Annotated in this window: 11 protein-coding genes; 8 read left to right on the forward strand and 3 right to left on the reverse strand. The window is 63.0% G+C overall.

Annotated elements, in window-relative coordinates:
* Positions 1-168: 168 nt before the first annotated feature.
* Positions 169-1,851, forward strand: coding sequence for a methyl-accepting chemotaxis protein (locus tag JQ597_RS18795; RefSeq protein ID WP_212265714.1), 1,683 nt, complete (start codon positions 169-171; stop codon positions 1,849-1,851).
* Positions 1,852-1,870: 19 nt separating this feature from the next.
* On the opposite strand, the gene JQ597_RS18800 is transcribed toward JQ597_RS18795, so the two are convergent.
* Complete coding sequence (locus JQ597_RS18800; protein ID WP_212265715.1) at positions 1,871-2,389, reverse strand: MarR family winged helix-turn-helix transcriptional regulator; 519 nt, start codon at positions 2,387-2,389, stop codon at positions 1,871-1,873.
* Positions 2,390-2,565: 176 nt separating this feature from the next.
* On the opposite strand from JQ597_RS18800, the gene JQ597_RS18805 reads away from it, so the two are divergent.
* The 6 genes from JQ597_RS18805 to JQ597_RS18830 all read left to right on the forward strand — a co-directional run bounded on the left by JQ597_RS18805 (position 2,566) and on the right by JQ597_RS18830 (position 8,888).
* Positions 2,566-3,084: a flavin reductase family protein gene (locus JQ597_RS18805; protein ID WP_212265716.1), complete on the forward strand. Its 519-nt coding sequence runs from the start codon at positions 2,566-2,568 to the stop codon at positions 3,082-3,084.
* Positions 3,085-3,133: 49 nt separating this feature from the next.
* A complete protein-coding gene (locus JQ597_RS18810; protein ID WP_212265717.1) occupies positions 3,134-4,372 on the forward strand; it encodes an acyl-CoA dehydrogenase family protein in 1,239 nt (412 codons plus the stop codon).
* Between the two features lie 24 nt (positions 4,373-4,396).
* Positions 4,397-5,419: an amidohydrolase family protein gene (locus JQ597_RS18815; protein WP_212265718.1), complete on the forward strand. Its 1,023-nt coding sequence runs from the start codon at positions 4,397-4,399 to the stop codon at positions 5,417-5,419.
* 45 nt (positions 5,420-5,464) lie between these two features.
* A complete protein-coding gene (locus tag JQ597_RS18820; RefSeq protein WP_212265719.1) occupies positions 5,465-6,820 on the forward strand; it encodes an MFS transporter in 1,356 nt (451 codons plus the stop codon).
* A gap of 72 nt (positions 6,821-6,892) precedes the next feature.
* Positions 6,893-7,969 (forward strand): maleylacetate reductase, encoded by a 1,077-nt coding sequence (locus tag JQ597_RS18825; RefSeq protein WP_212265720.1) that lies wholly within the window; start codon positions 6,893-6,895, stop codon positions 7,967-7,969.
* Positions 7,970-7,994: 25 nt separating this feature from the next.
* Entirely contained in the window at positions 7,995-8,888 is an 894-nt protein-coding gene (locus tag JQ597_RS18830) for an intradiol ring-cleavage dioxygenase (protein ID WP_212265721.1), read from the forward strand.
* Positions 8,889-8,905: 17 nt separating this feature from the next.
* Here the strand turns inward: JQ597_RS18830 and JQ597_RS18835 are convergent, their stop codons facing one another.
* Both JQ597_RS18835 and JQ597_RS18840 read right to left on the reverse strand, forming a co-directional pair.
* Entirely contained in the window at positions 8,906-10,189 is a 1,284-nt protein-coding gene (locus JQ597_RS18835; protein ID WP_212265722.1) for a serine hydrolase domain-containing protein, read from the reverse strand.
* 115 nt (positions 10,190-10,304) lie between these two features.
* On the reverse strand, positions 10,305-11,267 hold the full coding sequence (locus JQ597_RS18840) for an alpha/beta hydrolase (protein ID WP_212265723.1): 963 nt from the start codon (positions 11,265-11,267) through the stop codon (positions 10,305-10,307).
* A 285-nt stretch (positions 11,268-11,552) separates the two neighbouring features.
* On the opposite strand from JQ597_RS18840, the gene JQ597_RS18845 reads away from it, so the two are divergent.
* Positions 11,553-11,795, forward strand: coding sequence for a hypothetical protein (locus tag JQ597_RS18845; protein WP_212265724.1), 243 nt, complete (start codon positions 11,553-11,555; stop codon positions 11,793-11,795).
* Positions 11,796-11,808: the final 13 nt, after the last annotated feature.

Raw genomic sequence — 11,808 nt, forward strand, 5'->3', positions numbered from 1 at the left:
GAGATGGCAACGGCGGCCGGGTATTCAGGTGTTCCAGGTCCACTACAAAGCTCAACAATATCAATACAACCGAGTCCCCGGTCCAACCAGCGCATACTTAAAACTTCGCTAACAAGTCCCGGCTATGTTGAAGCGGTTATTTTCCGTCCCAGGCCAGGATTTGACCCGATGTTCTTTTCCCGCATCAGCTTCAAGCTTGCCGTCATGATTGGTCTCAGTCTTGCCGGCATGGTCGTGATGGCCCCGATCGCGCTCTACACGATGCGCGGGCAGATGATGACGGACCGCCAGGTCAAGACGCAGCAGATGGTCGACATCGGAAATGGAATCCTGACCCATTACCAGAAGCTGGAAACCGACGGAAAGCTGTCGCGCGACGACGCGCAGAAGGCGGCGATCCAGGAAATCAAAAGCCTGCGCTACGACAAGGTCGAGTATTTCTGGATCAACGACATGTCGCCGAAGATGATCATGCATCCGATCAGGCCCGAGCTTGACGGCAAGGACCTCGGCGAGATGAAGGATCCGAACGGCAACCGGCTATTCATCGGATTCGTCGACGTCGTGAAGTCGAAGGGCGCCGGCTTCTACAGCTATCTCTGGCCAAAACCCGGCTTCGATCAACCGGTGCCGAAGATTTCCTATGTGAAAGGCTTCGCGCCCTGGGGCTGGATCATCGGCACCGGCATCTATCTCGACGACGTCGATGCGGTGTTCCGGCAGACCGCCCAGATGTTCGCGCTGGTTTGCCTGGCCGTGTTTGCGCTGGTGCTGATCAGCTCGTTCTTCATTGGCCGCAGCGTGACGCGGCCGCTCACGACCATCACCAACCTGACCGACCGGCTGGCGTCCGGCGATACCGCTTTCGAGGTGCCCTATACGCAGCGCAAGGATGAGGTCGGCGCGCTCGCCAAATCGCTGCGCGTCTTCAAGGACAATGCCGAGGCGGTCACCAAGATGCACGCCGAGCAGGCGCAGCTGAAGACCGAGGCCGATGCCGAGAAGCGCAAATCGATGATGGATCTGGCCAGCAAGTTCGAAGCCAGCGTCCAGGCCGTCGTCGGTGACGTCATCAAGGATGCGAGCGAAATGCAGGGCACCGCGCAAGGGATGTCCCATACCGCGAGTCAGGCCAGCGACCGCTCCAAGGCGGTGGCGATGGCTTCCCAGGAGGCGTCGTCGAACGTGCAGACCGTGGCGTCGGCCGCCGAAGAACTTTCCGCGTCGATTTCCGAGATCACCCAGCGCGTCGGTCACGCCGCCCAGATCGCCGACAAGGCCGCCGCCGACGGCCAGCGCACCAACGAGACCGTCCAGGGTCTCGCGATTGCCGCCCACAAGATCGGCGAAGTGATCGGCCTGATCAACGACATCGCGTCGCAGACCAATCTGCTGGCGCTCAACGCCACCATCGAGGCGGCGCGTGCCGGCGAGGCCGGCAAGGGCTTTGCGGTGGTCGCCAGCGAGGTCAAGTCGCTCGCCAGCCAGACCGCCAAGGCCACCGAAGAGATCAGCGCGCAGATCAACGCCATTCAGGCCGAGACCCAGCAGGTGGTCGAAAACATCCAGAGCATTCGCTCGACGATCATGGAAGTGAACGAGATCTCGTCCTCGATTGCGGCCGCTGTCGAACAGCAGGGCGCCGCGACGCAGGAAATCGCCTCGAGCGTGCAGAAGGCCGCGGCCGGCACCAATCAGGTCTCGCAGAACATCTCCGACGTCACAGCGGCGACGACGGAAACCGGCGCGAAGGCGCAGATGGTGTTGGAGTCCGGCGACCGGCTCGGCCGCAAGCTAAAGGCGCTGCAGGACGAAGTGTCGAGCTTCCTGGCCGGCGTAAGAGCGGCGTAGGCGGCGCTCACGCCGCCGCTCATTCCTTCGCGCGCGGTTTCGATCGCGCGCGGTTCGGCGGCGATTTCCGCTTTGGCTTCGCGGCGGCTTTCGTCGCTTCGATCTCGGGTTCGATCGATCCCAGGCTCTGATAGATTTCGCGGAACACGATCTTGAGGCGCGCGACTTCGGCTTCCGAATAGTTTGATACCGCAACCTCTTCAAAATGGACGGCAATCGGCATCAGCTCCTCCAGCAAGAGCTTGCCCTTTGCGGTGAGATTGATCGCAACCGTGCGGCCGTTGTCTTCCAGACGGCTGCGCGAGACCAAGCCCCGGCGCTTCATGTCGCCGACAAGCCGCGACAGTGTCGAAATCTCAGTCGTGGTCACGGTGGAAAGATCGCTCAAGCGCTGGTCGCCATTTTCCCAAAGTGCCGCCATCACCCGGTACATCGGCAGCGTCACGTCGTATGGCGCGATGCGCCGCGAGAACAGCTCGCCCATCCGCACGCCGACCCGGTTGAGCAGATACGGAAACGAATTCGAAAGTCTGTACAAGGCTTTGGCTCCGACATGCCGCAACAATTGCGCGCTGAGAAGTAGCCGAAATGTCCCGATTCCAGCAAGTGAATTGCATTCGTAATTTTTGGTTGACAAACATTTGCGTTTGCAAATATTGTTATTGAAATCATCCGACACAGAAGCGGATCCTTTTGAAAAATTGGGAGGGGACCATGTCCCTGGATGCCGCAACCGACGACCTCCGTTCATCGTTCAAACTTGCGATGCGCCGCTTCCCCGCGGCCGTCACCGTCATCACGTCGGCCGACCAGACCCGCCGTCACGGCATGACGGCGACCGCGGTGACCTCGCTGTCGATGGACCCGCCGTCGCTGGTGGTCTGTGTCAATCAGTCGAGCCTGCTTCACGACATCATGCTGCTGGCGCGCCGGTTCTGCGTGAATCTGCTGCGCCGGGACCAGACGGCGCTGTCGGCCGCCTTCAGCGGCGCGCTGCCGCCGGAAACCCGCTTCGGCCTCGGCGACTGGGCGATTTCGCCCGATGGCATCAGCTATCTCGAGAGCGCCCAGATCAACATCTTCTGCCGAAAAGCCGCCGCCGTTCCCTACGGCACGCACACCGTATTCATCGGCGAGGTCGAGCGCGTCAACGTGCACGATCCCGTCGATCCCCTGATCTATCAGGACGCGACCTACTGCTTTTCCGTGCCGACCGAAACCAAAGCCGCCTAGCCGAGCGGCCTAACGCCGCCTGAAAACCATGGACTACGGAGGAACCGACATGAACGTTGCCGCGCAGACCATCGAAAGGCGTCCGAGCCAGCCGCTCGGAAAACGCCCGACCGTCGCCGAACTCAAAGCCCGCGTTCAGGGCGTCAGCCCGCAAATCAAGGCGCGGGCGCACACAACGGAAAAAAGCGGACGGGTGCCGGCGGAGAACATGCTGGCGCTGAAGAACATCGGCTATTTCGAGATCGTCAAGCCGCGCGCCTTCGGCGGCTACGAATATGATTTCGACGTGCTGGTCGATCTGAACATCGAACTCGCCAAAGTATGCGCATCGACCGCCTGGGTTGGCGGGCTGCTCGCGGCGCATCAATGGCTGATCGCGAGCTTCCCCGAACAGGCCCAGCGCGACGTATGGGATGCGAATCCCGAAGCGCTGGCGTGCGGCTCGTACGCGCCCGCGACCAAGGCCGTCTCTTCCGACGGTGGCTACACCTTATCTGGACGTTGGTCGTTCGCCAGCGGCTGCGACAACGCGCAATGGTCGCTGTGCGCCGCGCTGCTGCCGTCGCGGACCGAAGCGGACCGGTTCACGCCGGCGTTCCTGCTGGTGCCGGCATCGGATTATACCATCGACGACAACTGGAACGTGGTCGGCCTCGGCGGCACCGGGAGCAAGACGCTGCAATTGAAAGACGTGTTCGTTCCCGAGCACCGCGTCCTGACGTTTCAGGAGACGACATCGGGCAAGACGCCGGGCGCGTCGCTGTATGCGGACAATTCCACCTTTTCGATCCCGATGCTGTGCAACATTCCGTCCTGTCTGGCCTCAGTCGCGGTCGGTACCGCCGCGGGCGCGCTCGAGGATTATCTTGAAGTCACCAGCAAGCGCGTCACGCGCGGCGCAGTGGCTGGCAGTAACAACCGGATGGCGGAATTCCCGACCATCCAGCTCCGCGTCGCCGAAGCCGCTGCCTCCACCGATGCCGCCCGGGAAATCCTGCTGCGCGATCTGCGCGATCGCGCGACGGCGGTTCGCGCCCACAAGCCGGTCTCGATCGAAGACCGGATCACCAGCCGCCGCGGCCAGGCGTTTGCGGTATCACTGGCGATCCGGGCCAGCGAAGCGCTCAATGCGTCGACCGGCGGGCAGGGGCTTGATCTTGCGAATCCGGTGCAACGCGCCTGGCGCGATGCGAACGCGGTCGGGCGCCACATCAGCATGAACTGGGATGCCGTGGGCACCATGTACGGCCAGCTCGCTTTGGGCCTGCCGCCGCAAGGTCAGTACTGAAAGAAACCGAAAGGGAGAATGGCAATGCAAGGCAAGATCGCGCTTGAGGAACACTTTGCAATCCCGGAAACGCTGATGGATTCGGCGGGCTTCGTGCCGGAAAGCTACTGGCCCGAGCTGAAAGACCGTTTGCTGGATATCCAGGACAAGCGGCTGAAGCAGATGGACGAGCAGGGCGTCGAGATGATGATCCTCTCGCTCAATGCGCCGGCGGTGCAGGCGATTCCCAACGCCAAGAAGGCGAACGAAATCGCGGTTCGCGCCAACGACTATCTGGCCGAACAGGTCGCCAAGCGTCCCGATCGCTTTCAGGCGTTTGCGGCGCTTCCGATGCAGGATCCCGATCTTGCCATCGTCGAACTGGAGCGCGCGGTCAATACGCTCGGCTTCAAGGGCGCGCTGGTCAACGGCTTCTCGCAGGTCGGCGACGCCAGGAACGCCGTCTATTACGATCTCGACCGCTATTTGCCGTTCTGGGCCAAGATCGAGGCACTCGACGTGCCCTTCTATCTGCACCCGCGCAATCCTCTGCCCGAGGATTGCAAGATTTATGAAGGCCACGAATGGCTGCTCGGGCCGACCTGGGCCTTCGGCCAGGAAACCGCCGTCCATGCCTTGCGCCTGATGGGCTCCGGATTGTTTGATCGCCATCCCGGCTTGCGCATTATTATCGGCCATATGGGAGAAGGGCTGCCCTACAGCATGTGGCGCATCGACCATCGCAACGGCTGGGTCAAGACGCCGCCGCGCCACAAGGCGAAGAAGAAGATCTGCGAGTACTTCCACGAGCATTTCTACCTGACCACGTCGGGCAACTTCCGCACCCAGACACTGATCGATGCGCTGCTCGAAGTCGGCTCCGACAAGATCCTGTTCTCGGCGGACTGGCCGTTCGAAAACGTCGATCACGCCGCGCAATGGTTCGACAGCGCCAGCATCAGCGAGGCGGACCGCAAGAAGATCGGACGCGACAACGCGCGCAAGCTGTTCAAGCTCGACGACAATCTTTCGCAGCAATCCAGCAAGGTCGCTCAAGCCGCAGAATAGCCGGCAGGCGTCTTTCAAGAGTCAAAACGACATCGGGAGGGTAATATGAGTTCGCAAGCAATCGACGTTCACGAGGAACTGGCGGACGCCAAGGTGGGGGCTTTCCACTGGCGTCTCGGCGCCATCATGGGGTTGCTGACCCTGTTCGACGGCTACGACACCTTCAATCCGGCTTACGTCATCCACTATGTCGCGGGGCCCTGGGGCCTCAAGGCAGGACAAGCCGGCCTTCTGATCTCCAGCGGTCTGGTCGGCTTCCTGCTCGGTGCGGCCCTGCACGGGGTCGCGGCGGACAAATTCGGGCGCCGCGGCACGCTATTGGCGGGACTCTGGATCACCAGCATCTTCACGCTGTTGACGGCGGTGCTGGCGAACTCGTTCATATCCTTCTGCGCGTTGCGGCTGCTCACCGGCCTCGGTCTCGGTGTGCTGTTGCCGCTGGCGACCACCTACATCAATGAACTCGCGCCGCGCCGGGTGGCCAACACCTTCGCGCTATGGGGCGTCGCCCTGGGCTGGGCGGCCGGCGGCACACTGGCCGGCGTCGTCGGCGTGTTCGCGACGCCGACGCTCGGGTGGACCAGCCTGTACTGGATCGGGTCGCTCTCGTTCCTGTTGCTGCCGTTCATGCATGTGATGCTGCCGGAGTCGCCGAAGTTCCTGGCAATCCAGGGACGGGTGACGGAGATCCGCGAAATGCTGGCCAAGCTGCGTCCCGAGCGCGCCCATGTCTATGCGTCGGCGACCATTGCCGCCGACAAGAGCCAGGCCTCGGGCAATTCGATCCTCGAATTGCTGCAACCGAAATATCGCAGGACCACCATCGCGATCTGGGCCACCGCCTTCCTCAGCCTGTTCTGCATCTTCGGGCTGTCAGGATGGATCCCGACCGTCATGATCCAGCGCGGCGAGACCTTTGCGGCGAGCTTCGGCTTCGGCGCGCTGATGCAGATCATGTCGTTCGTCGGCGGCATCGTCCTGGGGCATCTCGTCGATCGCTTCGGCCATAGCAGAGGCCTGCTCGGCCTGTGGTGGGCGTTCGGCGGCGGCGCGGTGCTGACGCTTGTGTTCCTCAATGATCATGTCGTGAACGTGACTTGCGTGGCCGCAGCCGGCTTCTTCATCATCGGCGCGCAGTTCGTGCTCAACAATTTCACGGCGGCTGCCTATGAGACCAATGTGCGGGCGACCGCCGTCGGAATGGAATTGGGCGTCGGCCGTGTCGGCGCTATCCTGGGGCCGTTCGTGGCGGGCGCGCTGCAACAGAATTACCAGAGCTCGCTGCCGATGTTCGTCTCGATCGGTCTTGCGGCGCTCGCCGCGGGCGGGATCATCCTGCTGGCCAACCGCTCGAGCGCAAAGGCAAGCACCGAACGCCTGGCAACGTCCACGGCGGCGTAGTCGGACACGCTAACGGGTGCGGGCGTCCGTCGTTCATCGGGCGTCCGCCCAGCTTCCGCAAGGAACGATCCGATGCAAAACTTCACGTACCAGGCCGCCCCGATGCGGGTGATATTTGGAACGGGAACGCTTCGTGAGCTTCCAGCCGAGCTGGCGCGCCTTGGAATTGGGCGCGCGCTGATCCTTGCAACGCCTCATCAGGCGCGGCAGGCCGAGGGGATCGCGGCCATGATCGGCCAGCGCGCCGTCGGGACATTTGCGCAAGCCGAAATGCATACGCCGGTGCATGTGACCGAGCGCGCGCTGCTCCGCGTCAATGAGCTCGACGCCGATGGCGTGGTGGCGATCGGCGGCGGATCGACCACGGGGCTCGGCAAGGCGATCGCGCGGCGCACCGACCTGCCGCAGATCGTGGTACCGACCAGCTACGCCGGCTCGGAGATGACGCCGATCCTCGGCGAAACACAGGACGGATTGAAGACCACGCAATCCAGTCCGAAGGTGTTGCCGGAGACGGTCATCTACGACGTCGACCTCACCCTGACCATGCCGCCATCGCTGTCGGCGACGTCAGGGCTCAATGCAATCGCGCACGCGGTCGAAGCGCTCTACGCCCGAGATCGGAATCCGATCATTTCGCTGATGGCGGAGGAAGGCATCAGCAGCCTGGCCCGGGCGCTACCGAAGATCCACGTTGACGCCGCCGACGTCGAAGCGCGCACCGATGCGCTCTATGGCGCCTGGCTATGCGGCTGCTGCCTCGGCGCGGTCGGGATGGCTTTGCATCACAAGCTTTGCCACACGCTCGGCGGCACCTTCAATCTGCCGCACGCCGAAACGCATGCGGCGGTGCTGCCGCACGCGCTCGCCTATAACGCACCGGCCGCACCGCAAGCGATGGCACGGATTGCGCGGGCGATCGGCCGGGAGGATGCGGCCGGCGGGCTGTTTGAACTTGCCGGAGCGATCGGCGTTCAAAGGTCGCTGCGCGAACTCGGCATGCGGGAACAGGATATCGACCGGGCAGCCGGCCTCGCCGTCACCAATCCCTACTGGAATCCGCGCCCCGTGGAGCGCGAGGCAATCCGCGGGTTGATCGCGCGCGCCTGGGCTGGAACAGCACCGGTCGACGACGCCAGGCATTCCTGACCGTTAGCTTGGGGGAAGACAACAAGTGCGCAACTTTGATGAGTTCACGATCACGGAAGCCGTGCTGCAGCGCGTGGCCGCGGCAAAAGACCTGCGTACCCGGCAGATCAGCGAAGCGCTGGTCCGGCACCTGCATGCCTTCGTCCGCGAAATCGGACCGACGCAGGGCGAATGGGAAACCGCGATCGATTTCCTGACGCGAACCGGCCAGATGTGCGACGACAAGCGGCAGGAGTTTATCCTGCTATCGGATACGCTCGGCGTCTCCATGCTGGTGGATGCGATCAACCATCGGATGCCGGAACAGGCGACCGAGACGACGGTGCTCGGTCCGTTCTTTGTCAAGGACGCGCCTGAACTCGCCTGTGGCGCCGATATCTCCGGCGGAATGAATGGTGAGCCCATGCTCGTCACCGGATCGGTGGCCGACGCCCGCGGCAAGCCGATTGCCGGTGCTGTCGTCGACGTCTGGCACTCCGACGATGATGGCTATTACGACGTGCAGCGCAAGGACGCCGTGGCGGCCGCGATGCGCGGAAGATTCCATACCAACAGCGACGGCCGGTTCTGGTTCTGGTCGATCAAGCCGGCGGCCTATCCCGTTCCGCATGACGGGCCGGTCGGCGAGATGCTCGAAGCCCAGGGCCGTCATCCCTGGCGGCCTGCCCATGTGCATTTCATGATCGGCGCACCCGGCTGCGAGCAGCTGGTGACGCATCTGTTCGTGGCCGGCGACCAGTATCTCGATTCAGACGTAGTGTTCGGCGTCAAGGACAGCCTGATCCGCGAGTTCAAGGACATGCCCGCCGGCATCGCCGCCGATGGCCGGAAGATGGATCAGCCGCATTGCCATCTCCGGCACGTCTTCAGACTCAAGGCGCGCGCGTCCATGCGCCCTGCGCAAGCGGCGTCTTCCTAACCGTCGCTCGATAATCCCTATTTTTCGAAAGCGCCGTAGACGATATTTTTCAGAGCGATGCGGAGCCTGCCGCGGTGCACGACCGTCTGCGACATGAAGACGACGAACATGTTTTCCTTCGGATCGACCCAGAAGGTCGTGCCGCCGGCGCCTGACCAATTCATCTCGCCGACCGATCCCTCGATCGGACTGACGCCAGCGTCGGTGCGGACGGCAAAACCCAATCCAAATCCGAAGCCGGGTCCCGGCGAATAGACGGGTCCCGGGGTCACGCCTGATCCCGGCCCGATGTGGTTCGAGCCCATATAGGTGACAGTCTTCGGGCTGAGATATCGCTTGCCAACGAGCGTGCCGCCATTGGCCAGCATCGCGGCGAAGCGCGAATAATCGCCGATGGTTGACATCAGGCCGCCGCCGCCGGACTCGTACCTTCGCACGACGCGCGGGTCGCCCATTTCCGCACCGGGACCGATCTTGCGGTCGCTCGGAAAGGGTTCGGCGATCAGGGATTGCTTGGCCGTATCGGTGACGTAGAAGGTCGTATTGGTCATGCCGAGCGGATCGAGCAGGCGCTCCTTCATGAACTGAAGGAGCGATTTTCCGGAGACCACCTCAATGACGCGGCCGAGGATATCGGTCGATTGGCTGTATTCCCATGTCGTGCCGGGCTGATAGACCAAGGGCAATTTGGCCAGCCGTTCGGCAAACAGGGCGTTGTCAGGATCGCCCTCGGACAGGTTTGCCTCGCGATAGAGCTTCTTGACGGCGCCGTCACCGAAGACCCCGTAGGTCAGGCCAGAGGTGTGGCGCATCAAATCCTGAATCGTCATCGGTCGCCTGGGAGCGACCAGATCGAGTCCGATCTTGCCGTCTTCGCCCTTCTTTTCGACGCCGACCTTCACGTCGGCGAAAGCCGGGATGTATTTGGACACGGGCTCGTCGAGCTGGAGTTTGCCTTCTTCGACCAGCATCATCGCAGCGACCGTGGTGATCGGCTTCGTCATCGAATAGATGCGGAAGATGGTGTCAGGCGTCATCGGCGCCTTGGTGCCGGGATCGCGCACGCCAAAACTGTTGAAATAGGCGGTCTTGCCGTTGCGCTGGATCATCATGATCGCGCCGGGAATCTTGTCCGTGGCAATTTCGTTCTTGAGATAGGCATCGATGCGCGCGAGCCCCACGCTCGAAAACCCCGTCTCCTCAGGCTTGGCGGTGATGGGGCCTTCGGCGTATGCGCCAAAGATGGATGCGAGCAACAATGCGGCGACGGCAACGCCGCGCAAGCGGATGGATGCGAGCATGTCTATCCTCCCTGGTCGGATCTTGACGTCCGAACGCCCCCGGCCGCACCTGACGGTGGCCCGATGATGCGGGATAGTTGCCTAGCTCGATGGCGCTGACAAGGGCCCGCCGTGTTTATGCGCCTGCTTCCAGCAGCGTCTTGAAATCGGCGCGGGCGCGTTGCGCTTCGCGTCGGGCCGCCTCGGAGGCCTCCCCGAGCCCGAAATAGCCGTGGATCAGGCCTGGGCCGTCATAGTATTTGGTGGCGACGCCGGCGGCGATGAGCGCATCCGCATAGGCCTTGCCCTCGTCGCGGAGCGGATCGAACCATGCCGTGGTGACGATCGCGGGCGCCAGCCCGGCGAGGCTTTTTGCGCGGAGCGGCGAGACGCGCCAGTCGGCGCCATCAGCGGCGCTCTCAAGATAATGGCCGCAGAACCATTCCATGACGGCGCGCGACAGGAAGTAGCCCTCGGCGTTTTCAGCGCGGGAGGGAAAGCGCGCGTTCTCTTTGCTATCCGCGAAATTGCCGAAAACATCGGTGACGGGATAGACCAGCAATTGCGCTGCGAGCCTGATGCCGGCATCGCGGCAGGCGATTGCGGTCACCGCCGCCAGATTGCCGCCGGCGCTGTCACCGGCGACGCCGACGCGCTTGATGTCGCCGCCGAACTCGGCGATGCGCTCGATGATGTCCCTGATGGCGGCGAACGCGTCCTCGAACGCGCCGGGGAAGCGCACCTCCGGCGGCCGCCGGTAGTCGACTGAAATGACGACGGCGCCGGTCTCGATCGCAAGCAGGCGGGCTTGCCGGTCATGCGTTTCGAGATCGCCGGCGACCCAGCCGCCGCCATGGAAGAACACCACCGTCGGCGATTTTTCGTCTGTGTTGCGATAGACCCGCGCGGCAAGGAAACCGGCAGCACCCTTGACCTTGATGTTTTCAGCAGCTGCGACCGGAGGCGGCGGCACCGCGGCCCGGGCATCCGCCAGCGCGCGAAGCGCATCGCGCGCGCTCTGCGGCGTCATCGTCGTGGGATCGCGCAGCGGCAACAGCGGAATGATCTGGGCGATGACGGGATCGAGCGGCGTAACCATGCAGACTGCCTCGCGTTGGACAGGCCGCACCTTAGGTCGCGCGCAAAGCTGCCGCAATTACGTTTGCCGCATGGCCGGACGCCGAACTGCCGCGCCCGCTCATTTTGGCGACGCAGCATCGAATGGAAATGCTGCCGAGTTTGCTAAATTGCGAAGAATTCCATCAAGCAGAATTTGCGCGCGCCTTGGTAGGCTGGTTCCCCGTTTACCGCTGATTATCCATCAGGCCTGAGCACGAGGAACGCTCGGTCCTGCCGTTCATTGCTCCTCTGAAGGAGACGCGCGATGAAGGAAGTTGCCGCGATAGACCGTGCGATCGATGAATTGCTGGTGCAGCTCGGGCAAATGGTTCTGAGGCTCTCCAGCCCGCAGGTGACGAAACGGGCGGACGACCGGCGCGCGCTGGTGCGTTCGGTCAATCAATACTCGGTGTGTGCCGCGCGTTCCGACGATCCGCGCGTGCACGAGCTCAAGGCCGAACTCGACGAGACGATCAAGCCGCGATTGCGGCTGGTGGTCTCCAGGTAAGCGCTCCAAAGTA

The sequence above is a fragment of the Bradyrhizobium sp. AUGA SZCCT0177 genome (genome assembly GCF_018130125.1).
GTDB lineage: Bacteria > Pseudomonadota > Alphaproteobacteria > Rhizobiales > Xanthobacteraceae > Bradyrhizobium.

What these genes read in the sequence shown, in the direction of transcription:
- JQ597_RS18795 (WP_212265714.1), top strand. Translation starts at nt 169, where the DNA reads ATGTTCTTTTCCCGCATCAGCTTCAAGCTTGCCGTCATGATTGGTCTC.
- JQ597_RS18810 (WP_212265717.1), top strand. Translation starts at nt 3,134, where the DNA reads ATGAACGTTGCCGCGCAGACCATCGAAAGGCGTCCGAGCCAGCCGCTC.
- JQ597_RS18815 (WP_212265718.1), top strand. Translation starts at nt 4,397, where the DNA reads ATGCAAGGCAAGATCGCGCTTGAGGAACACTTTGCAATCCCGGAAACG.
- JQ597_RS18825 (WP_212265720.1), top strand. Translation starts at nt 6,893, where the DNA reads ATGCAAAACTTCACGTACCAGGCCGCCCCGATGCGGGTGATATTTGGA.
- JQ597_RS18840 (WP_212265723.1), bottom strand. Translation starts at nt 11,267, where the DNA reads ATGGTTACGCCGCTCGATCCCGTCATCGCCCAGATCATTCCGCTGTTG.
- JQ597_RS18845 (WP_212265724.1), top strand. Translation starts at nt 11,553, where the DNA reads ATGAAGGAAGTTGCCGCGATAGACCGTGCGATCGATGAATTGCTGGTG.
- JQ597_RS18835 (WP_212265722.1), bottom strand. Translation starts at nt 10,189, where the DNA reads ATGCTCGCATCCATCCGCTTGCGCGGCGTTGCCGTCGCCGCATTGTTG.
- JQ597_RS18820 (WP_212265719.1), top strand. Translation starts at nt 5,465, where the DNA reads ATGAGTTCGCAAGCAATCGACGTTCACGAGGAACTGGCGGACGCCAAG.
- JQ597_RS18805 (WP_212265716.1), top strand. Translation starts at nt 2,566, where the DNA reads ATGTCCCTGGATGCCGCAACCGACGACCTCCGTTCATCGTTCAAACTT.